Raw genomic sequence first — 20,921 nt, 5'->3', positions numbered from 1 at the left:
ACGCCGCACAGTACAACGTGAACCTCGAACGAAGCGCAACGTCGGCTGCTATCAGAGCGTGAGCCGCTTTCCCCCGCCGCTTTCCCTGACAGCGTGTTGTAAGCCGCCTCGCGTCGGCAAGGTACCGCGGCGGCGAGCCACCATCCTCTGGCGCAGAATTTGCATTATCGGCAACACCCAAGGCGCCGGCAAAACGACCGGCGCAAAACAAGGAGGAGACAATGCGTGACGATGTCCGTCACGTCGCCGGCCCGTCGGCGACGCGCGAGTCCAGCTGGCTCGCCCCGGAAATCCAGAAGTCTCACGAACGTTCGGAAATGTACGGTCTCAGTGCCTCCACGCGCCCGGACTACGACGTGCTTCCGGCCTCCGAACTGCGCCTCAAGCTCGAGCAGAACCGCATTCTGTGCGCGCACGCCACGCCGGTCATGGAAACGCTGCACGAGCAGATCGTCAACACGCAAAGCATGATCGTGCTGACGGACTCCCAAGGCTTGATCCTGCATTCCGTCGGCGACGACGACTTCCTGCGCCGCGCCGAAAAAGTCGCGCTGCGTCCCGGCGCGAACTGGGCCGAAGACCGCCAGGGCACCAACGCGATCGGCACCGCCATCGCGGAACGCTCGCCCACGGTCGTGCACGGCGACCAGCACTATCTCGCGGCCAACCGCTTTCTCACGTGTTCGAGCGTGCCCATCGTCGACCCTTATGGCGACCTGATCGGCGTGCTTGACGTAACGGGCGACCACCGCAGCTATCACCAGCACACCATGGCGCTCGCGCGGATGTCGGTGCAGATGATCGAGAACCATCTGTTCATGAACACCTTCCGCGAAACGCTGCAGATCGCGTTTCATGCGCGCCCCGAGTTTCTCGGCACGCTGATGGAGGGCATTGCCGCATTCACTTCGGACGGCCGCTTTCTCGCCGCGAACCGCAGCGCGCAATTCCAGCTCGGGCTGCCGCTTTCGGCGCTGCGCGCGCACACGCTCTCGTCGCTCTTTGGCGTGGGCAGCGCGCAACTGCTCGAACGGCTGCGCGCGAGCCCTGGCCAGTACATTGCGCTGAATCTGCACACCGGCGCCACGGTCTGCGCGAAAGTGGACTTCCGCCGGCCGGCGCTGCCCGCCTCCACAGCGCGCGCCTTGCAGGCCGATGCGGCAGAGCACGACGGCACGGCACAACCGGCCCCCGCAACCGCAAACGCCGCGACGGCGGGCACCGGCGGCGCGACCGCTCATGCCCGCTCCACCATGCTCTCGCGCCTCGCCTATCTCGACACCGGCGATCCACAGGTGTCGGCGGTCATCGGCAAGGTGCGCAAGGTGATCGGCAAAGACGTGCCGATTCTGATCAACGGCGAAACCGGCACCGGCAAGGAACTGCTCGCGCGCGCCATTCACAACGACTCGCCGCGCCATGCGGGGCCGTTCGTCGCGGTGAACTGCGCGTCGATTCCCGAAACGCTGATCGAATCGGAACTGTTCGGCTACGAGGAAGGCGCGTTCACCGGCGCGCGGCGCAAAGGCGCTGTCGGCAAGCTGCTGCAGGCCAACGGCGGCACGCTGTTTCTCGACGAAATCGGCGACATGCCGTATCCGCTCCAGGTGCGGCTGCTGCGCGTGCTCCAGGAGCGCCAGGTCAACCCGCTCGGCTCGGCGCGTTCGATTCCCGTGGACATCGTCGTGGTCTGCGCCACGCACCGCGACCTGCGCGAGATGATTGCGCAAAACCGCTTCCGCGAAGACCTCTACTACCGCCTGAACGGCCTCGTCGTGAAGCTGCCGCCGCTGCGCGAGCGCATCGATCTGGAAGCCGTGGTGCTCAAGATGCTGCACCACGAGTCGCAACAGGCAGGGCGCGCGGCCACCGACGCCCCGCTCACCGTGGCCGACGACGTCATGACGCTCTTCACGCAATGCACGTGGCCCGGCAACTTCCGCCAGCTCGCCAACCTGCTGCGCACGGCCGCCGCGATGGTGGACGAAGACGGCGAGATTCGCCGCGAGCATTTGCCCGACGATTTCTTCGACGACCTGCGCAACCCGCGCCCGTGCGTCGCATCATCCCAGGGACAACCCCAAGGCATCGCGCAGGTCATGCCGCTGCGCGGCGCGCGTCTGCAGGACGTGGAAGCGCAAGCGATCGCGGCAGCGGTCGCACAGCACGGCGGCAACGTGTCGGCCGCGGCGCGCGCGCTCGGCGTCTCGCGCAACACGATCTATCGCAAGCTGCCGTCGCTTTCGAACGAGGGCCAGGGTGAAGGCGCAGGCGAAGACGACAACGCCGTGAATTCATAACGCGTGCGGCGGCGCTCGCTTGTGTGCTGCTTCACCGTGCTGTTCTTCCGTGCTGTTCCGTTCTGGAACACCCGATGTGGCACAACGGAACAGCACACGCAGCGGACCGCGGCTCGATGACGAGCCGATAGCGTGCCCATGCCCCGCCTCGATGCGCTCCACTGCGAAGGCAACACGAAAGGCCAGACAAAAGCCCCGAGTTCAGTCCCAATTCAGCCAGATTCCCGCCCGCCTGCCCCGATGACGCGTTCGAAACGCGCGTCGCGGCCCGCGTTCGCCGCTCGCTTTTGCAGCGGCAACGCGCACTCGCCACCGGCATGGACCTTGCAATGAAAGCCCCGACCGCCAGCATTGCTGCGGTCTACATCCCATCCAACTCAAGGAGACAGCCATGCAATGGACCACCCCCGCCTATACCGACCTGCGTTTCGGCTTCGAAATCACGATGTACATCGCCAACCGCTAAACGGAACGCGACGCGCCGCGCGCATGCGGGCCGAAGGGCCACGCATGCGTTGACGGCGCCCGCCACGCAACATCATGAAGATCAGGATTCTGGGTTCGGGCGCGGGCGGCGGCCTGCCGCAGTGGAACTGTAACTGCGCCAATTGCACTCACGCCCGCAGCTATACCGGCGACATCCAGCCGCGCACGCAGTCCTCGATCGCCGTGAGCGGCAACGGTACGGACTGGGTTCTGATCAACGCCTCGCCCGACCTGCTCGCGCAGTTGCGCTCGCATCCCGAGTTGCAGCCTGCACGGTCGGTGCGAGACACCGGCATCGTGGCCGTGATGCTGATCGACGCACAGATCGATCACGTCACGGGCCTTCTGATGCTGCGCGAACGCACGACGCCGCTGCCGCTCTACGCAACGCCGCCCGTCTTCGACGACCTTTCCACAGGCCTGCCGCTCGTGCCGCTCCTCACGCACTACTGCGGCGTGGACCGTCACGACATCGTGCTCGACGAACCGTTCGAGATTGCGCACGCGGGCGGGCTGCGCTTCACGGCCATCGCCGTGCAAAGCAAGGCGCCGCCCTACTCGCCGCGACGCGAGTCCGGCGTGCCCGGCGACAACATTGCACTCGTGATCGAGAACGTGGCCAGCGGTGCGCGCATGTTCTACGCGCCGGGTCTCGCAGGCGCATCGCCTGCCGTGCTGGCAGCCATGAACTCGGCGCAGCTCGTACTCGTGGACGGCACGTTCTGGTCGCAGACCGAAATGATCGACCTGGGTCTCGCCGACAAGCTCGCCATCGACATGGGCCATCTCGCGCAGTGCGGCTACAAGGGTGAACCGGGCATGGTGCAACTGCTCGACGGACTGCCACGCGCCACGCGCAAGGTGCTCATCCACATCAACAACACCAACCCCATACTCGACCCGCATTCGGCCGAGTACGCGGCGATCCGTGCGCGCGGCATCGAAGTGGCGCGCGACGGCATGCAATTCGAGGTTTGATCATGAACGCAGCCTTGCCCGCTTTTTCGCCAGCCTCCGCGTCGACGTCCACCGCCACGCCACACGATGCGCCGTGGCCCGCAGAGGAATTCGAGGCGCAGTTGCGCGCGCTCGGTGCGCGCTATCACATCTACCACCCGTTCAACGTGAAGATGAACAGCGGCGGGTGCTCGCCCGAGCAGATCCGCGGCTGGGTGGCGAACCGCTTCTACTACCAGATCAACATTCCGCTCAAGGACGCGGCCATTCTCTCGAACTGTCCGGACCGCGAAACGCGCCGGCTCTGGATCGAGCGGCTGCACGACCACGACGGCTACGGCGAGCACGCAGGCGGCATCGAAGCGTGGGCGCGGCTGGGCGACGCCGTGGGTATCAATCGCGACGAACTCTGGTCGCTCGAGCACGTGCTGCCCGGCGTGCGTTTCGCCGTGGACGCCTACGTGAATTTCGCGCGTCGCGCGCCGTGGCAGGAAGCCGTGTGCTCGTCGCTCACGGAAATGTTCGCGCCGCAGATTCACCGCGACCGGCTCGCGGGCTGGCCCACGCTCTACCCGTGGATCGAACAGGACGGCCTGCAGTATTTCCGCAGCCGCATTCCGCTCGCGCAGCGCGACGTGCAACATGGCCTCGCCGTCACGCTCGCGTATTTCACGACGCCGAAAGCCCAGCAACGCGCCATGGAAATTCTCCAGTTCAAGCTCGACATTCTGTGGTCGATGCTCGATGCCATCGAAAAGGCGTACCCCGTATGAACACCGTCGATTCCGACCTCGGCGTGAACCCGCGGCCGTGTCTGCGCCGCATGTTCCGGCTGCAATGGGAGCCCGCGCAGGACGGCTACGTGCTGCTCTACCCCGAAGGCATGGTGAAGCTCAATCCGAGCGCCGGCGCCATTCTTGCGCGCTGCGACGGCACGCGCGAACTCGACGACATCATCGGCGAACTCGAAGAGCTCTTCAGTGCCTCCGACCTCGCGCCGGACGTGCATCGCTTCCTCTGGCACGCACGGCAACGCGGCTGGGTCGATTGAACGCATGAACGACGAGATGCAAGCCTCAGCACCCGCACCTGTGACGTTCGATCACGCTCATGGCGGGGCGGCGCCCGCGCCGCGCGAAGCCGCTGCGCCGCCGCTCTGGCTGCTCGCCGAACTGACGTGGCGCTGTCCGCTGCATTGCGCGTTCTGCTACAACCCCGTGGACTTCGCGCGCCACGAGGCCGAACTCGACACGCAGAGCTGGCGCAACGTCATCCGCGAGGCACGCGCGCTGGGTGCCGCGCAGATCGGCTTCTCGGGCGGCGAGCCGCTGCTGCGCGACGACCTCGAAGAACTGGTGGGCTACGCGCGCGGACTCGGCTTCTACACGAACCTCATCACGTCGGGCATCGGCCTGACCGAAGCACGCATCGGCAAGCTCAAGGACGCGGGCCTCGATCACATCCAGCTCTCGTTTCAGGACTCCACGCGCGAACTCAACGACTTCCTCACCAGCACGCGCACGTTCGAACTCAAGCAGCGCGTGGCGCGGCTCATCAAGTCGCACGGCTACCCGATGGTGCTCAACTGCGTGCTGCATCGCTACAACCTGCCGCACGTGGCGCAGATCATCGAGATGGCGCTCGACATGGGCGCCGAGTATCTCGAACTCGCGAACACGCAGTACTACGGCTGGGCGCTCCTGAACCGCACGCAACTCATGCCCACCGCCGAACAGCTGCGCGAAGCGGAAGACGTGGTCAACGCTTACCGTGCGCGCGTGGGCGAGCGCTGCCGCATCCTGCTCGTGGTACCCGACTACTTCGAGGTGCGCCCCAAGGCGTGCATGAACGGCTGGGGATCGGTGTTTCTCGCCGTATCGCCCGACGGCACGGCGCTGCCGTGTCACGCCGCGCGTTCGCTGCCGGGACTCACGTTTCCGAACGTGCGCGATACGTCGATCAAAGACATCTGGTACGAAAGCACCGCGTTCAACGCGTATCGCGGCGAGCACTGGATGAAGGAACCGTGCCGCGACTGCGACGAGCGCCACACGGATCACGGCGGTTGCCGCTGCCAGGCCTATCAGCTCGCAGGCGACGCCGCTGACGCAGATCCGGTCTGCTCGAAGTCCGCGCATCACGGCGTGGTGGAGCAGGCGGTGAAGATCGCGCGGCAGCACGAGCAGGCGCATGACACGGCGGTGCAGCCGCTCGTGTTTCGCAGCCGCGAGAATTCATTGAAGGCGGGGTGAGGCCCCGAGTACGGTTCAGTTCTGGCCGGACCGAAGCACTCAACACAGGCCGATAGAAAAATGCCGCACGAAATGCCGCACGTTTTGCCGAAGCAAACGTGCGGCATTTTCGTTGTCGCGTGTCTTGCGCAGGCAGCACGCAAAAAAATGCGACCGCGCGGCTTCCCCCCTAAACACACGGAGCTTGCCGCGCGGCCGCCAACGGACCGACCTTGCGGTTGGGCCGGAGACCCCTCTCTACTGCAATTGCGTTGATTACTGCGACGCCCCCACCGTGACGGCCGACCCCGCGTTGAGCGGCGTCGCCGACGCCTTCGCGGCGTCCGCCGTGAGCTTCGTCGCGCCGGCTGCGTAGCCGTTCGAGTTGAGCAGGTACGCCATGAGGTCCGCGTAGTCCTGGGGCTTCAGCTTGCCGGGGTTGTCGGCGGGCATGTTGGTGAACATGTAGGTGAACACGCCGCCAATGGTGAGATGCGAGCCCGACGCGGGCGCAAACGCGGGGCCCTTCAACGCAGGCGCGTTGAGGCCTTCAAGATTCGCGCCGTGGCACTTCGCGCACGCCCCCGCATAAAGCTTCTTGCCGTGCGCGACCTGCGCGCTGACGAACGAAGGCGCACTGGCCGTGCTCGCATCCACCTTGATGAAACCGCCACCCTGCGCGGAAGACGACAATCCCGCAGACAGCAATGCGGCGCCGTAGGCGTTCGGCCCATGCGTCGGTGCCGGACCGTCGCGGTAGGCGAACGCATCGGCCTGCGTATGGGACGTGGCCAACTCGCCCACAGAGGTTGCCGCCACAGCCGTCTTCGGCAGCGCCCATTGCTGCGTCATGGCCGCAAGCCGCCCGTTCGCGGACATCGCCGCCAGCGCCGCATCCACGCGCGGCTGCAACGCGGCGCTCTTCGCGCCGAACGCGAACACGAGATGCCAGTCCGCGTACGGCGACGACGTGCCCGCCACGGCGAGCCGCTGCTGCGGATGCGCGAGCCGATACGCCACGAGCGCCGGATACCAGACGATGGCGCGTCCGGCGTGACCCGCCACGACCGCATCGACGGTGGACTCCGAGGTGTTTTCGAGCACGAGCCGCGCGCCCTTCTGCTGGACCGCGATGAGTTGCCCCGGGCTCGCATAGGTGGCCGCAATCACGTTTGCGGTGTTCGCGGACGCAGCCGCGGCGTCGGTGGTCACGCTCACGTAGCCCGAGCGCAGATAGCCGCGCGAGAACTTGAGCTTGCTGTCGGAGGCGTCCGCCGCCGTGGAGCGCGGGAAGCCCGCAATCACGTCGCAGTGCCGCGCAAGCGCCGCGTTGAGTTCCTTGAGCGAGACGCCGTCGTCGTCGCTTGCGCCGAATGCGCCTTCGAGCACGGTGGCCTCGATGTGCGCGGCCTTGAAGGCTTCGCGTGCGACGGCGCGGTCGAGCGGCGCCGAGGGGCTGCCGGGAAACGTGCAGACGCGCACGCTGGCGAAGGCATCGGCGGACGAAAGTGCGGTGCCTGCGAGCAGCGCACTCGTGAAAGCCAGCGAAGCCAGGCAATGAAGTCGGGTATTCATGAGAGTACTTTCCGGTAAGCACCGGCGCAGCCGCGCGCACGGCGGACGAAAGCCGCCGCGTCGCGCTGCGCCGGGTTAGATCACGCGCCGCCGAGCGCGAAGACGTAGAGCGTGCCGCCGCGCGGTACCTTCTCCGCAGCCTTGGCCATCGGGCCGCCCCAGATCGGGTTGGCGCCGCCGTAGCCCGCGAGCACCGCGACGTACTCCTTGCCGCCCGACTCGAACACCGCAGGCTGCGAGACGATGCCGCTCGCGAGTTTCGGGCTCTGCCACAGCACCTTGCCCGTGGCTTCGTCGAACGCGTAGAGGTGGCCGTCCAGCGCGCCGCTGAACGCGATGCCGCTCGCCGTCGTCGCCACGCCGCCGTTCCACGGCAGCTTGCTCCAGTGGCTCCACACCTTCTTGCCGGTGTTCACGTCGATGGCCTGCAACTCGCCGAAGCCCTTGCTGCCCGGCTCAGGCTTGATCTCGAAGCCTTCGCCCAGATACGGCAGCCCTTCCATGAAGTTCACCGACTTGCCCGAGAGCGTCATGCACGCATGCAGCGCGGGCACGATCGCGAGATGGCGCTCAGGGTCGTACGAGAGCGACCACCAGTTCTTGCCGCCCAGGAAGCTCGGGCAGGTTTCGATCGTCGTGCCCACCTTCGGGTACTTCGACTGGTCCTGGATGGGCGCGCCCTCGGGCGTGTAGCCCGTTACCGAGGTCGCCTTCACGAACGCCTTCGCGTAGATCAGCTTGCCGGTGCCGCGGTCAATCGCATCGAAGTAGCCGTTGCGGTCCGCGTGGATGATCGCGTCGTAGTCCTTGCCCTCGTACTTGATCTTCGCGAGCACGGGCGTGTTCACGCCGTCGTAGTCCCACGTGTCGTGGCGCGTGTACTGGTAGTGCCACTTGAGGTCGCCGGTCTTCGGGTCGAGCGCGAGCAGCGAGTCGGAGTAGAGGTTGTCGCCGGGACGCAGATCCGCGAGCCACGGCCCCGGATTGCCCACGCCCCAGTAGAGCGTGCGCGAATCGGCGTCGTACGTGCCCGTGAGCCAGGCCGGCGCGCCGCCGTGTTCCTGCATGCCGTCGGGCCACGTGTTGCCGTTCTTCTCGCTCGCGCCGGGTATCGTGAAGCGCTTCCAGAGCACCTTGCCGTCGTCGGGGCTCAGCGCCGCGATGAAGCCGCGCGCGCCGTACTCGCCGCCTGCGCTGCCCACCACGAGCGCGCCGTCGATGGCGAGCGGCGCAAGCGAGAACGCGTAGCCGAGACCCGGCTCGAACATCGACTTCTTCCAGACGAGCGCGCCCGTCTGCGCATCGAGCGCCGCCACTTCGCCGCTCAGCATCGCGACATAGACGTTCTTGCCGTAGAGCGCCACGCCGCGATTCACGACGTCGCAGCACGCCGTCTTGAACGACTCGGCGCCCAGCTTCGGCTCGAATTTCCAGAGCTGTTTGCCGGTGGTCGCGTCGAACGCGTAGACGTTGTCTTTCGGCGTGGTCACGAACAGATAGTTGCCGTTGACGATGGGCGTCGCTTCGAAGCCCTGTTGCAGTTCGGCGGGAAACTTGTAGGTCCACGCCTGCTTGAGCGTCTTCACGTTGGACGTGTCGATCTGCTTGAGCGGCGAATGCGCGTGACCGTTGTAGGTGCGGTAGTAGGTGAGCCAACCGGGATCGTCTTGCGCCGACGCGAGGCGGTCGTAGGTCACGGCCGGATACTCGTCGGCATTCGCGGCCGTGGCGGCAATGGCGGCCAGGCCAAGACTCGCGGCCAGCGCGACGCCCAGGGCGAGCGCCGTGGGCCGCGTAGCCGTTGCTAAACGTGCTTTCATCCTTGTCTCCTGTCGATTTATCGAGGGCGATGCCCGGTTGCGGCGCCATCGTCCGGTAAGCGTCAATGGCAGCGCGCCGCTTTTTGCAAGTCGCATGCCATTGATCTGCCTCAAGCCTTCTTTAGCGATTTGCCTTGCGTGGCAGGGGATGAAGCGCGAAACGTCCGGCGACGCGGAACGCAGGTCGCGCGTTCGAGGTGTTGCAGTCTGGTACAGCCGCAGGCCGCGTGTGTTGCCGGAGGGAACAGTCCCTTGAGTCGGGGGCGTTCCTAACGAACGGGATGAAGCGTTGGATCGTGTGCTCAATCGCGTGTTGAACGGCGCCTCGCGTTGCACGCGCCCCATGTGGCCCACGCAAACTCGCAATGGCATGGTTCTCGCTGAACGGGTGCCCAGCGCGAAGCGCACATCAGATCAACGCATCCGTGTTTTCCGGCGCTTCAGTGCGGATTCAGTGCGGAACCTGCCGGACATGCAGGCACGGATGCCGTCCCATCCATGGAGGAGAGACATCATGAACCACGCGGAAATGCAGTTCCTGACCACCGAATACCCCTACAAAAAGCAGTACGGAAACTTCATCGGCGGCGAGTGGGTGAAGCCCGTCGGCGGCGAGTATTTCGATAACGTCTCGCCCATCACCGGCGAGCCGTTCACCTCGATTCCGCGCTCGCGCGCCGAAGACGTCGAACTCGCGCTCGATGCCGCGCACCGCGCGAAGGACGCCTGGGGCAAAGCCTCGCCCGCCGAGCGCGCGAGCGTGCTGAACCGCATCGCCGACCGCATGGAAGCCAACCTGCAGCGCCTCGCCGTGGCCGAGACCATCGACAACGGCAAGCCCCTGCGCGAAACCCTGGCCGCCGACATCCCGCTCGCCATCGACCACTTCCGCTACTTCGCCGGCTGCATCCGCGCCCAGGAAGGCTCGGTCTGCGAGGTCGATCACGACACCGTCGCCTATCACTTCCACGAGCCCCTCGGCGTGGTCGGCCAGATCATTCCGTGGAACTTCCCGATCCTGATGGCCGCCTGGAAGATCGCCCCGGCGCTCGCCGCCGGCAACTGCATCGTGCTCAAGCCCGCCGAGCAGACGCCCGCTTCCATCCTGGTCCTCATGGAACTGATCCAGGACATCCTGCCCAAGGGCACGCTCAACGTCGTGAACGGCTTCGGTCTGGAAGCCGGCAAGCCGCTCGCCACCAGCAAGCGCATCGCGAAGGTCGCCTTCACGGGCGAGACCACCACGGGCCGCCTGATCATGCAGTACGCGAGCGAGAACATCATTCCGGTGACGCTCGAACTGGGCGGCAAGAGCCCGAACATCTTCTTCGCCGACGTGATGGACCGCGACGACGGCTACTTCGACAAGGCACTGGAAGGCTTCGCGATGTTCGCGCTGAACCAGGGCGAGGTCTGCACGTGCCCGTCGCGCGTGCTGATCGACGAGAAGATCTACGACCGTTTCATGGAACGTGCGCTCAAGCGCGTAGCCGCCGTGCAGCAGGGCCACCCGCTGGACCCGAAGACGATGATCGGCGCGCAGGCCTCGCAGGAGCAGCTGGAAAAGATCCTCTCGTACATCGACCTGGGCCGTCAGGAAGGTGCGCAGTGCCTCACGGGCGGCGAGCGCAACGTGCTGGCGGGCGAACTTGCGAAGGGCTACTACGTGAAGCCGACGGTGTTCCGCGGCCACAACCGCATGCGCATCTTCCAGGAAGAGATCTTCGGGCCGGTGGTGTCGGTCACGACGTTCAAGACCGAGGAAGAAGCGCTGGAGATTGCCAACGACACGCTGTACGGCCTGGGCGCCGGCGTGTGGACGCGCGACGGCACGCGTGCGTATCGCTTCGGGCGCGCGATCCAGGCGGGCCGCGTGTGGACGAACTGCTACCACGCGTATCCGGCGCATGCGGCATTCGGCGGCTACAAGCAGTCGGGTATCGGCCGCGAAACGCACAAGATGATGCTCGACCACTACCAGCAGACCAAGAACCTGCTGGTGAGCTACAGCGAGCAGCCGCTGGGGTTCTTCTGAGCGGTGGCTTGATGCGTTGGTGAAAGACGGGCGGCGGGCGGAAGAAATGCACGCCGCCCGCCGCGACTCCATACAAGGAGACGCAGCCCTTCACCCCCCAAGATCGGGAAGAGCCTTCACCACCATCTCGAACAGGTGGTCGAGGTCGCTCTCCGTCTTCATGCCTTCGAACGGGTCGCGATTGGCGCCGAACGCGGCGTCAATCTCGATCCAGTCTTCGCGGGTCAGGAAACGCAGCGCGGCCGGCAGGATCAGTTCTTCTTCGAGGCGGCGGTGTTCCGCGAAGAACCGCGCGTATTCGTAGACGCTGTCGCGCAATGCCGCGAAGGCCGCCTCGTCCGCGAGTTCGTAGCGCGTGAACGCGCGCTCCAGTTCGCGCACCTTCGCTTCGCCTTGCGCGTGCTGGTGCTCCAGTTCCTCGATGATCTCGTCGAGATCCGCCGTGCGCATGCGCAGCCGCGCGAACAGATAGCAGTCTTCCTTCGGGTGATGGATCTGCTCGGGATATTCGCGAATGTAGTAAAGCATCGCGCGGAACACGATGGCGTCGGGCGTTTGCGCGTGGGCATCGACAAGCTCGATGAAACGCTGCATGCCACCGACCACCACGGCGAGCTGCTGGTGTTCCCTGATGATGGCCTGCACGGCCGTATGCATGGCGGACGGCACCATGATGTTTCTCCTCGCGGCAATCGCGGCAATTCGTGGCAATTCGCGGACGACGGACGGCCCGCAGCAAACCGGCTGACGTCCTTCGAAAAGTATCGTGCCGCCACGAAAGCCAGCCTTGACCGCAATCAATCCGCACACGGGGCGTTGCACGAGACACTTCCACGCACGCCGATGAGCCGCTCCGTGTCCCTGGCCTGGCGGCGCGCCCGTCCTCGACCAAGGGAAAACCCTATAATTGGCATTTCTCCGGCGGGCAATCGCCATCACGCGGCCCGCAGCGCGGGAGCCCCCCCGGCACACGGCGCCTCGCGAGTGAACCGGCAAGCACGGCGAACGCCGGACCACCCACGGCGGCGAAGTCCTCGCACGATCGGCATCGCCGGCCCACTCAATCACCATCGGGAACGCGCCCTTCACGGCGCGCACACGACATGAAGCGAATCGGAGCGTTTTTCGTTGCGAGCTGGCTGGCAGCAGCCACGCTCTATCTGGGCCGGCACTCGGTGCCCTTCATGGCACTAAGCGGCGTCATCGTGTTTGCCGGGCTCGATCTGCTGCGCCCTTGAGGGCAGCCGCTTGTCGACGATAGCGGCAGTTCATGCGCGGCGGGTCGCACTGACCCCGCACTGACCCCCACTGACCCGTTCGATGGCGCAATGGCGCATCGGGTGCTAGCCTGCCTCTGCCACTCCGGCAATCACCACCCCGCACAGGAGAAAGCAATGAAGAAATCGCGCGTGTTTCTCGGGTCGCTGATCGTCACCGGCATGCTGGCTGCGTCGGCCGTCAGCGCGCAACCGCCGCACGACGACCACGGAAGAGGCGATCACGGCAAAGGCGAGCAGGGTCACGGCCGGGGGCATGGCCCCGAGCGCATGCCGCCGGGCCACAGCCCCGAGGGTCCGGGCGCGTCCGCCTACGCGCCGGGCCACTGGCGCAAAGGCGATCGCCTGCCGCCCGAATACCGCGACCGCCAGTACGTGATCGACGACTGGCGCGCCTACCGTCTCGGGCCGCCGCCGCGCGGCTACACGTGGATCGGCGTGGGCGGCGATTACCTGCTGGTGCAGATCTCCTCCGGCATCGTGCTACGCGTGGGGCCCTAGACCGGCACGAGTCAGGGCCGCGGATCCCGGGCCCTGATCCGACACGCCCCGACCAGTCGACGTCCCCTTCTCTTCCCGCTAATCCTGCGCACGTCGCCTGCGCGGCACGAGGCGCCCTCGCACGAAGGCGCCTCATCCCCTCCGCTTCGTACCCAACGTATCTGTCGCACGCCGACACGCTCGCGTACGCGACCGCGCCTTCCCGGCCGCCGTGCAGGCAACGCGCCCCTCCCCACCCGACAACGACAACACCTCACGCAAGCCGCGCGGATGTGAGCCGTGCATGAGGGGCAGGTAAGCGGGAGATGTCCGCCGCCACGGTCGGCCGCGTTACCAAGGGCGCTTGATCGTGGTCAAGAAACGGCAGGCGGGTGGATTACAGAATCGCTTACACACTCCCTTCAACCTTCCGCAGGACACCCACCGTGAACGCCGCCGCCTCCACCGACACGCCCTTTGCTCTGCCAACCCGCGTACTCATCGCCGTCGACGCGTCGGCCGCCTCCCAGCAGGCGCTTGCCTACGTGCAAAACCTGCTGCGGCCCGAGAACCAGGTCCGCCTCGTGAGCGTGGCGGAGAACCCGCGCACGCTCGTGCCGACCGGCGGGTTCGTCGGCACCACGCTCGACGTAGCTCGCGCCGAGTTGCGGCGCGACGCGGCAGACGCGCTGAGCCACGCCAAAGCGCTGCTCGCGCCCAGCAACGCCGCGATCGAAACCGAGGTTATCGACCTCTCGCAGCACGGCGGCAGCGTGGTCGATGCGCTGATGGCCGAAGCGAACGCCTGGCAGGCGGATCTGCTCGTGGTGGGCGCGCGCCAGCATCACGGCGTGATGCGCTGGGTGGAGGGAACGGTGTCCGAGCCGCTTGCGCGACTCGCGCGGTGCCCGATTCTCGTCGTGCCGGAGCGCTTCGAAGTGAAGCCCGGCCAGGTGCCCACACGCCTCTTCTTTGCGCTCGATGCGAGCCACGTGGCATTGCAGGCGCTGCGTTACGGCATGCGCTTCGCCACGCGCAACGCTCATGTGCATGCCGTGTACGTGGTGGACCGCGCGGTGCGCCTGAGCGACCTCGTGCCCATCGACATGCTCGAAAACGCGTTCATCGACGAAGGCAAGGCGGTGCTGGCCAATGCGGAGCCCATTCTCAGCAGCGCCACGTCGTCGGCCACCACGGCGCTTCTGAAAACCGAAATCGCCGGCGACGATGTCGCTCACGCCATCGTGCGCGCGGCCGACCACTGGCACGCGGAACTCGTGGTCATGGGCACTCACGGCCGGCGCGGCATGGCGCGCTGGGCGCTCGGCAGCGTGGCGCAGCGTGTGGCGCAGCTCACCAGCGTGCCGCTTCTGCTGGTTCACTCGCAGGAGGCGTGAGGGCTTTGCGGCGGCGTGCGAAGCGTATTGAACATCGCCCGCATGGCGGCTCACGCAAACCGGCGCTAGAACCGCAGGCGCATCAACGCGCCCTCACCGGGCGCGTCGTCCACTTCGATCCTGCCGCCGTGCGCTTCCATGATCGTCGCGGCGATGGCGAGCCCAAGGCCCGCTCCGCCATTACGGCTGCGGTCGAGCCGATAGAAGCGATCAAAAATTCTCGCGCGCTGATCCGCGGGAATACCAGGCCCGTGGTCGCGCACCGAGCAACAGCGGCCCGGACCGCTCACCACCTCCACCGCCGTTCCTCTCGGCGTGTGCTCCAGCGCGTTCTCGATCACGTTGCGCAGCGCCCGGCCAATGGCTTCCGCGTGGCCGCGAACGGTGGCGCCGCCTGCGTCGACAAAGGTGATGGAACGCCCGCGTGCCACAGCAAGCGGCAGCAGATCGGTGGAAACGTCGCGTGCCAGCGCGTTGAGATCGACGCGGTCGTCTGCGGCAATTTCTATCGTGCTGGCCTGCGCCATGTCCAGCATCTGGTCCACGAGCCGCTTCATGCGCTGGGCGTCCCGCGTGAGCTTCGTCTTCGTCTCTCCGTCCGGCAGATTGCCGATGCCGAGCATCAGGATGGCAAGCGGCGTGCGCAACTCGTGCGCCGCGTTACCCGCGAATTCCCGCAGCGTTTGCACTGACCGCTCAAGCCGGTCGAGCATGCGGTTCACCGACCCGACCAGCGCCTGCACCTCCCAGAGCGGCGTGGAAGCCTCGATGCGCGCGGCAATCTGCGCCGGATCGATGCGGTCCACGGCGGCAATGGTTTCGTCGAGCGGCTTGAGCGTGCTTCGCACCACGCTGAAGTTGAAGAGCAGCAGCAAGCCTGAAAGCAGTGCGAGCGGAAGTACGACATGGAAGCGGACCTCGTCGAAGATCACGGGAACGAAGGGCTTGAAGCCACGGCCGGCAATCGCGACGGTGATCCAGTAAGGACGGTCGGCCACGGACACGCGGCGTGTGCCCGTCAGCAGAAAGCGGTCGCCCCACGTCTCGCGCTGCGTCCGGATGACGAGAAACGACATGGGCGGCTCCTGGTCGATGCGCAGATCGCCGTCGTCGTGGCGGGCGATGATCGCGCCGCCCTTCTCGTGAATCACGAAGGCGCGGCGAGTATCGGGCGCGAGCGGCCGCGCGAGATCCTCGGATAGCGCGATGCCGGCACCCGCGCCGCCGGGAGCAATCTCCCGCGCAATGCGGGCCGCCTCGGCCGAGATGAGCAACTGATCGAGTTCATTGGGGTTGCGCACGTACATCCACACGACGGCGAGCAGCTGGGCCAGCATGAAGGCGCAGCCCACCACGGCGAGCCGCACGGAGATCGTGAAGAAGAGCGTGCGGCGACGGCGCCGCGGCGCGCGCATGCCGCTTCCGTCAGCTATGGGGCTGCGGCTCATCGCTGTCCCCGTCCGAAGCTTGCGCGGCGGTCAACATGTAGCCGATGCCGTGTGCGGTATGCATCACCACCTGTGCGTCCGCGGCGGCGAGGCGGCGCCTCAGGCGCGACACCACCGCTTCGAGCGCGTTCGGCGTGACCTCGGCTTCGAGTGCGTAGAGCGAATCTTCGAGCGCGCCTTTGGTCACTACGTGCCCCACCCGCCGCATCAACCGTTCGAGCAGATCGAGTTCGCGCGGCGGCACCGGCACGACGCGGCCCGAGACGCGCACCTCCCGGCCCGCCGTATCGAGTTCGAGATTGGCCACGGCAAGCGTGGTGCCGAGGCACGAACCCGGCCGGCGCAGCAGCGCGCGGCACCGCGCCGCGAGTTCGCGCAGCTCGAATGGCTTGACGAGGTAGTCGTCACCGCCCGAGTCGAGCCCGATCACGCGGTCGTCCAGACTGCTGCGGGCCGTGATGATGAGCACAGGAACGGTGTGGCCGCCGCGGCGCATGGCCTGCACGAACTCCACGCCGTTGCCGTCCGGCAGGCCGAGATCGAGCAGCACGAGGTCGTAGGTGTTCGAGGCGAACGCGCGCCTTGCGAGATCGAGCGTCGCGCACCCGTCCACCGCGAAGCCTTCCTTCGAAAGCCCATCGGCAATGAGCGAGGCAAGCCTGCCGTTATCTTCGACGAGCAGCAGCCGCATGATCCACATCCGTTCCCGAGGCGGCCCGTTTGCGCCCGGTCACCATGGCGAGCACAAGGTTCTCGCGATGCCGCCGGCTCTCCACCAGCGCCGCCATCACGTGCAGCGCCGCCATGGCGAGCACGGCATCGACGAGCAGCGCGTGCGTGGTCTGCAGCCATTGCTCGCCCCAGAACGCGTCGAGTCCCTGCATCCAGCCCGTGATGCAGACCGCGGCCAGCAGCGCCATCAGCGCGAGCATCATGAGACCGCCCGCCGGGTTGTGACCGACGTAGCGGCGATCACGCCCCGCCGCGGCTCGCGCGAGATGCGCCAGCGCGGCGCGCGGGCTCGCCACGAAGTCGGCAAACCGCGCGTGCACACTGCCGACAAAGCCCCAGACCACGCGCACGACAAGCGCGCCCGCCACCGCGTAGCCCACGTAACGGTGCGGCGCCTTACCGGCTTCGAGCAACAGATAGTTCGCGAGCACGCCCGCTACAACCGTCCAGTGAAAGACGCGCACGACGGGGTCCCACACGCGGACCGAACGCGGCTTCGCGTGACGTACGGCAGCGGCGGGCGCAATCAGCGTTTCGCGAGGATGCGGGGGAAGCATGGCTAGTCCACGTTGCTTTGAACAACCGCGCCCGTCACCGGATTGAAGTAGACCTCGGCCTTGCGGCCGTCGCCGGTGCGCCCGTAGATCTCGTAACAACCGGAAGCGGTTTTCTTGAACACCTTGATGTCCTTGTAGCCCATCTGACTGATCTTCTTCTGCATGTCCGCTTCGCTCAGCCACTGCGATTCGGGCTGACGCGTACAGGTAGGACTGGCGACGGCGTGACCCGCGATGGCGCCCAGCACGGCGATAGCGGCGATGCGTCCAATGCGTTTGCAATTCATGTTGCGACTCCTCTTACTTGAGATGACGAGCGCAAGACACGCTCATTGCCAAGGTTAGAGACGCCTTCTGACCGAGTCCTGACGGGCCTGCGTCAATGCTCGCCGTGCCGCGCAAACGGTTGTTCCGACGCGCGGCAGACGTCAGGACATTGTCAATGCCGCACGACAACATGGTCGCTGTCGCCACGGTCGGCGACGTCCCCGAAAAGGAATGCTGATCATGAAACTCTTCACGCAACTGGTTCCCGTGGCCGCGCTGGCGGCGCTTTCGTTCGCCGCGGCGCCCGCGCTCGCCGAGGGCCAGCTGAAAGACCAGACGAAGCAGAACCTCGAGGCCGCCATGCACGGCGAGGCCTACGCGCACCTGAAGTACCTCGCCTACGCCGAGCATGCCCGCAAGAGCGGCCACCCGGAACTCGCGAAGCTCTTCGACGAAAGCGCGAACGTAGAGGCCAACGAGCACTTCGCACGCGAAGCGGAAGCGCTGAACCTCGCGAAGTCCGACGAAGCCAACCTGGCCGACGGCATGGCCGGCGAGCACTACGAGAACACGAAGATGTACGTCAAATACGCGGAGCAGGCCGACGCGGCCGGCGACAAGAAGGTGGCGGCCATGTTCCGCCAGATTGCCGCCGACGAAGGCGATCACTACAGCGCGTACAAGACGGCCGCCGAAAAGCTGCGGGCCGGCAGCAAGTAACGCGGGCACGTCACCCACGCACATCGCGGGCTGCGTGCGTTCGAACGTGGCATCGGTGGCGGCATCGCGTTGGCGTGCGCGAGGCGGCCACCGGGCCGCTTCGCCTGCTCCATTACCCGTTTTCCGCCAGCGCATGAAACAGTTCGTCTTCCTGAGCGCAATGCAGCCGCACGATGGCGTCGAGCGCGTAGAGAAGACGCTGGAATTCGCGCAGGCTCGCGGCGTCCGGCCCTTCGGGCGGCACGTGCGCCGTCATCTGTCTGAGCATGCGTGCAAGGCGAAAGATCTCGCGATGCGTGCCGCTCATCGCGGCCATGGGGTCGTCTCCACCCATGAGTTGCGCGAGGCCGGGATAAAGCTCGATGTCGTCGTGCAGCTCGTGCGGCACGAGCTGCTGCGCAAGCGATTCGTTCATGCGCGTGAGCGCACCGGCAATGGACTGCGGCGGCATGCGCGGCAGTTCGTCCGCGAGCGCTCTAATCTGCTCCATCACCGGTCCCAGTTCGGCATGGTCGGCTTTCAGGCGGTCCGCGTCGTCGCGCGGGAGACTGCCCGGCGCGGTGCCGGGGCGTATGCGCAAGGCGCGCAGCGCATTGAGGATCACGGCGACGTCGATGACTTCCTGAAGCAGCGCGCCCGCCAGCGGCGGCAGGTAGCCGGCCGCGGCCACGGCCATCGCCGCGAACGAGAGCGTCATGCCCGCCACCACGCTTTCCATGGCGATACGCCGTGTGCGGCGTGCCACGCGCAATGCGTCGACGAGGCGGTCCAGCCGGTCCACCAGCAGCACGACGTCGGCGGCCTCGGACGACGCCGCCGCGCCGCGCGCGCCCATCGCCACGCCCACGTCGGCGGCAGCGAGCGCCGGGGCATCGTTCACGCCGTCGCCCACCATGACCACCGTGTCGTCGCGACGCGCAGCCTGAATGGCGGCGAGCTTGTCCGCGGGTGTCTGCTCGGGCATCACCTCGGTCACGCCCAGCATGGCGCCCACGGTTTCGGCCACGTCGCGCCGGTCGCCCGTCAGCATGACGAGCCGGCGAATACCTTCCTGCCGCAAGAGACGCAGCGCACGCGGCGTCTCCAGCCGGATCTGGTCGGCCAGTTGCACGGCGCCGATCATCACGCCGTCCACGGCCACGAATACGGCAGACGCGCCCTCATAGGCCACGCGCTGCAGGAACGCCGTACACCACGGCTGGGGCGCGGCGACCTCCGACACATGAGCGAACGACCCGATCGCCACCGCGCGGCCGTCCACCTCGCCCGTCACGCCGGCCCCTGCACGCTCCACCACGTGCGAGGGCACCGCGAGCGCGAGATGGCGCTCGCGCGCGGCCATCGTCACCGCCTCGGATATCACGTGCGCCGACGCCTGGCCGAGCGACGCCGCGAACCGCAGCACAGCGTCGGGCGCCGTGCCCGGCGCGCTTTCCACGGCCACGAGCCGCGCGTGCCCGCCGGTGAGCGTGCCCGTCTTGTCGAAGAAGAGCGCGCCTGCCTGCGCAAGCCGCTCCAGCGCGCCGCCGCCTTTCACGAGCACGCCGCGCTTCGCGCACCGCGACATGCCCGACACGATGGCCACGGGCACCGCGAGAATCAGCGGGCACGGCGTGGCCACCACGAGCACCGCGAGCACGCGCGTGAGGTCGCCCACGGCGAGCCAGCTCGCGCCGGCAAAGAACAGCGCAGCGAGCATGAAGAGCACGGCGTAGCGGTCCGCGAGCCGTTCGGCGGGACTGCGCGCCTCGCGCGCGAACTGCACCATGCGCACGATGCCGGCGAACGTGCTGTCGCCCGCACTCGCGGCCGCCACCATCTCGAACGCCGGACCCACGTTCAACACGCCGCTTTGCACCGCTTCGCCCGGCCGGCGCGGCTGGATGGCGGCCTCGCCCGTGAGCGTGGATTCGTCGAGTTCCGCGGGGTCGGTGAGGCTGCCGTCCACCGGCACGAATTCGCCGGTGCGCACGAGCAGGCGGTCGCCGGCCTGCACGTCGTCCAGTTCCACGCGGCGCCACTCGCCCGCTTCGAACCGGTTGGCGTGGCGCGGCGCGTGCGCGAGCAGTGCCGTCATTTCGCGCTGGGCGCGTGCGTGGGCATAGTGTTCGAGTGCCCGGCCGCTTGCGAGCATCAAGGCGATCACGGCCGCGGTGAGCGATTCGCCCAGCGCGAGCGCAAAGCCGATGGCCACCAGCGCCAGCACGTCGACGCCGGCTTCGTGACGGCGCAGCGCGCGCACGATGGACACCGCGAGCACGAGCAGCACCGGCACGGCGCCGAGCGTCCAGAGCGCATGCGCCACGGCGGTTCGTCCGAATGCCGCGAAGCCGAGGCCTGCCGTGAGACTCAGGGCCGAGGTGAGCAGCGGAACGAACGTGATCCACGGCATTCGATCGAGGAAAGACAGCCAGCGTGGCATGGCACAAGTATGGGAATGGGCAGCGACGGGATAGCGGGTGCTGTTCACGAGTGTATGGAGCGGTATCGCGGGTCCGTTGACTCGCGTCAAACGTTGCCGGATGAAAGCGGTCGCGCCGCGTTCTTTGCCGGCTTGACGTGTGTCAACCGCAGCGGCATCCGCCGCCGCAGAATGGAATGCTGCAAACCGCTGCAAGCGCATCGGCCGGGAGGTCCAT

The 20,921-nt window shown here is 66.9% G+C and carries 19 protein-coding genes; 11 read left to right on the top strand and 8 right to left on the bottom strand.

Annotation, left to right across the window (positions count from 1 at the left end):
• Window positions 1-221: 221 nt before the first annotated feature.
• From PXJ20_RS06050 to pqqE, 6 genes are all read left to right on the top strand, one after another.
• A complete protein-coding gene (locus PXJ20_RS06050) occupies window positions 222-2,300 on the top strand; it encodes a sigma-54-dependent Fis family transcriptional regulator (RefSeq protein WP_421030421.1) in 2,079 nt (692 codons plus the stop codon).
• A gap of 391 nt (window positions 2,301-2,691) precedes the next feature.
• On the top strand, window positions 2,692-2,766 hold the full coding sequence (pqqA, locus tag PXJ20_RS06045; protein ID WP_006410019.1) for a pyrroloquinoline quinone precursor peptide PqqA: 75 nt from the start codon (window positions 2,692-2,694) through the stop codon (window positions 2,764-2,766).
• A 74-nt stretch (window positions 2,767-2,840) separates the two neighbouring features.
• Window positions 2,841-3,764, top strand: a complete 924-nt coding sequence (gene pqqB, locus PXJ20_RS06040; protein WP_421030420.1) for a pyrroloquinoline quinone biosynthesis protein PqqB — start codon at window positions 2,841-2,843, stop codon at window positions 3,762-3,764.
• Between the two features lie 2 nt (window positions 3,765-3,766).
• Window positions 3,767-4,516, top strand: a complete 750-nt coding sequence (gene pqqC / locus PXJ20_RS06035; RefSeq protein ID WP_421030419.1) for a pyrroloquinoline-quinone synthase PqqC — start codon at window positions 3,767-3,769, stop codon at window positions 4,514-4,516.
• Window positions 4,513-4,794 (top strand): pyrroloquinoline quinone biosynthesis peptide chaperone PqqD, encoded by a 282-nt coding sequence (pqqD, locus tag PXJ20_RS06030; protein WP_017772992.1) that lies wholly within the window; start codon window positions 4,513-4,515, stop codon window positions 4,792-4,794. The genes pqqC and pqqD overlap by 4 nt, the downstream gene beginning before the upstream one ends.
• Window positions 4,795-4,798: 4 nt before the next feature.
• A complete protein-coding gene (gene pqqE, locus PXJ20_RS06025; protein ID WP_421030418.1) occupies window positions 4,799-5,995 on the top strand; it encodes a pyrroloquinoline quinone biosynthesis protein PqqE in 1,197 nt (398 codons plus the stop codon).
• A 255-nt stretch (window positions 5,996-6,250) separates the two neighbouring features.
• On the opposite strand, the gene PXJ20_RS06020 is transcribed toward pqqE, so the two are convergent.
• Together PXJ20_RS06020 and PXJ20_RS06015 are read right to left on the bottom strand one after the other, a co-directional pair.
• Window positions 6,251-7,549 carry a c-type cytochrome gene (locus PXJ20_RS06020; protein WP_421030417.1) on the bottom strand — a complete coding sequence of 433 codons (1,299 nt, stop codon included), beginning with the start codon at window positions 7,547-7,549 and terminating at the stop codon, window positions 6,251-6,253.
• A gap of 80 nt (window positions 7,550-7,629) precedes the next feature.
• A complete protein-coding gene (locus tag PXJ20_RS06015; protein WP_421030416.1) occupies window positions 7,630-9,369 on the bottom strand; it encodes a methanol/ethanol family PQQ-dependent dehydrogenase in 1,740 nt (579 codons plus the stop codon).
• A gap of 514 nt (window positions 9,370-9,883) precedes the next feature.
• Between PXJ20_RS06015 and adh the strand changes: the two genes are divergently transcribed.
• A complete protein-coding gene (gene adh, locus PXJ20_RS06010; RefSeq protein ID WP_421030415.1) occupies window positions 9,884-11,404 on the top strand; it encodes an aldehyde dehydrogenase in 1,521 nt (506 codons plus the stop codon).
• Between the two features lie 90 nt (window positions 11,405-11,494).
• Here adh and PXJ20_RS06005 read toward each other — a convergent pair whose 3' ends face one another.
• Window positions 11,495-12,076, bottom strand: a complete 582-nt coding sequence (locus PXJ20_RS06005; protein WP_421030414.1) for a hemerythrin domain-containing protein — start codon at window positions 12,074-12,076, stop codon at window positions 11,495-11,497.
• Between the two features lie 431 nt (window positions 12,077-12,507).
• On the opposite strand from PXJ20_RS06005, the gene PXJ20_RS06000 reads away from it, so the two are divergent.
• From PXJ20_RS06000 to PXJ20_RS05990, 3 genes are all read left to right on the top strand, one after another.
• The gene (locus tag PXJ20_RS06000) at window positions 12,508-12,642 is read left to right on the top strand and encodes a hypothetical protein (RefSeq protein ID WP_017772987.1); all 135 of its coding nucleotides are present in this window, start codon (window positions 12,508-12,510) and stop codon (window positions 12,640-12,642) included.
• Window positions 12,643-12,798: 156 nt separating this feature from the next.
• Window positions 12,799-13,182, top strand: a complete 384-nt coding sequence (locus PXJ20_RS05995) for an RcnB family protein (RefSeq protein ID WP_017772986.1) — start codon at window positions 12,799-12,801, stop codon at window positions 13,180-13,182.
• A 425-nt stretch (window positions 13,183-13,607) separates the two neighbouring features.
• Window positions 13,608-14,558, top strand: coding sequence for a universal stress protein (locus tag PXJ20_RS05990; protein ID WP_421030413.1), 951 nt, complete (start codon window positions 13,608-13,610; stop codon window positions 14,556-14,558).
• Between the two features lie 65 nt (window positions 14,559-14,623).
• Here the strand turns inward: PXJ20_RS05990 and PXJ20_RS05985 are convergent, their stop codons facing one another.
• Genes PXJ20_RS05985 through PXJ20_RS05970 form a run of 4 tightly spaced genes read right to left on the bottom strand, consistent with a single transcriptional unit; the run spans window position 14,624 to window position 17,582 of the window.
• Window positions 14,624-15,973 (bottom strand): ATP-binding protein, encoded by a 1,350-nt coding sequence (locus PXJ20_RS05985; protein ID WP_017772984.1) that lies wholly within the window; start codon window positions 15,971-15,973, stop codon window positions 14,624-14,626.
• Window positions 15,974-15,983: 10 nt separating this feature from the next.
• Window positions 15,984-16,697, bottom strand: a complete 714-nt coding sequence (locus PXJ20_RS05980) for a response regulator transcription factor (RefSeq protein WP_017772983.1) — start codon at window positions 16,695-16,697, stop codon at window positions 15,984-15,986.
• Entirely contained in the window at window positions 16,672-17,295 is a 624-nt protein-coding gene (locus tag PXJ20_RS05975) for a cytochrome b/b6 domain-containing protein (protein WP_421030412.1), read from the bottom strand. Before PXJ20_RS05975 ends, PXJ20_RS05980 begins: the two co-directional genes overlap by 26 nt.
• A 2-nt stretch (window positions 17,296-17,297) precedes the next feature.
• The gene (locus tag PXJ20_RS05970; protein ID WP_017772981.1) at window positions 17,298-17,582 is read right to left on the bottom strand and encodes a PepSY domain-containing protein; all 285 of its coding nucleotides are present in this window, start codon (window positions 17,580-17,582) and stop codon (window positions 17,298-17,300) included.
• 220 nt (window positions 17,583-17,802) lie between these two features.
• Between PXJ20_RS05970 and PXJ20_RS05965 the strand changes: the two genes are divergently transcribed.
• Window positions 17,803-18,282: a ferritin family protein gene (locus PXJ20_RS05965; RefSeq protein ID WP_421030411.1), complete on the top strand. Its 480-nt coding sequence runs from the start codon at window positions 17,803-17,805 to the stop codon at window positions 18,280-18,282.
• 112 nt (window positions 18,283-18,394) lie between these two features.
• Here the strand turns inward: PXJ20_RS05965 and PXJ20_RS05960 are convergent, their stop codons facing one another.
• Window positions 18,395-20,674 carry a heavy metal translocating P-type ATPase gene (locus PXJ20_RS05960; protein ID WP_421030410.1) on the bottom strand — a complete coding sequence of 760 codons (2,280 nt, stop codon included), beginning with the start codon at window positions 20,672-20,674 and terminating at the stop codon, window positions 18,395-18,397.
• Between the last annotated feature and the right edge of the window lie 247 nt (window positions 20,675-20,921).

It is taken from the genome of Paraburkholderia sp. A1RI_3L, from assembly GCF_048957895.1.
In the GTDB taxonomy this organism is placed as follows: Bacteria; Pseudomonadota; Gammaproteobacteria; order Burkholderiales; family Burkholderiaceae; genus Paraburkholderia; species Paraburkholderia kururiensis.
This window is presented reverse-complemented; position numbering and strand designations above follow the sequence as displayed.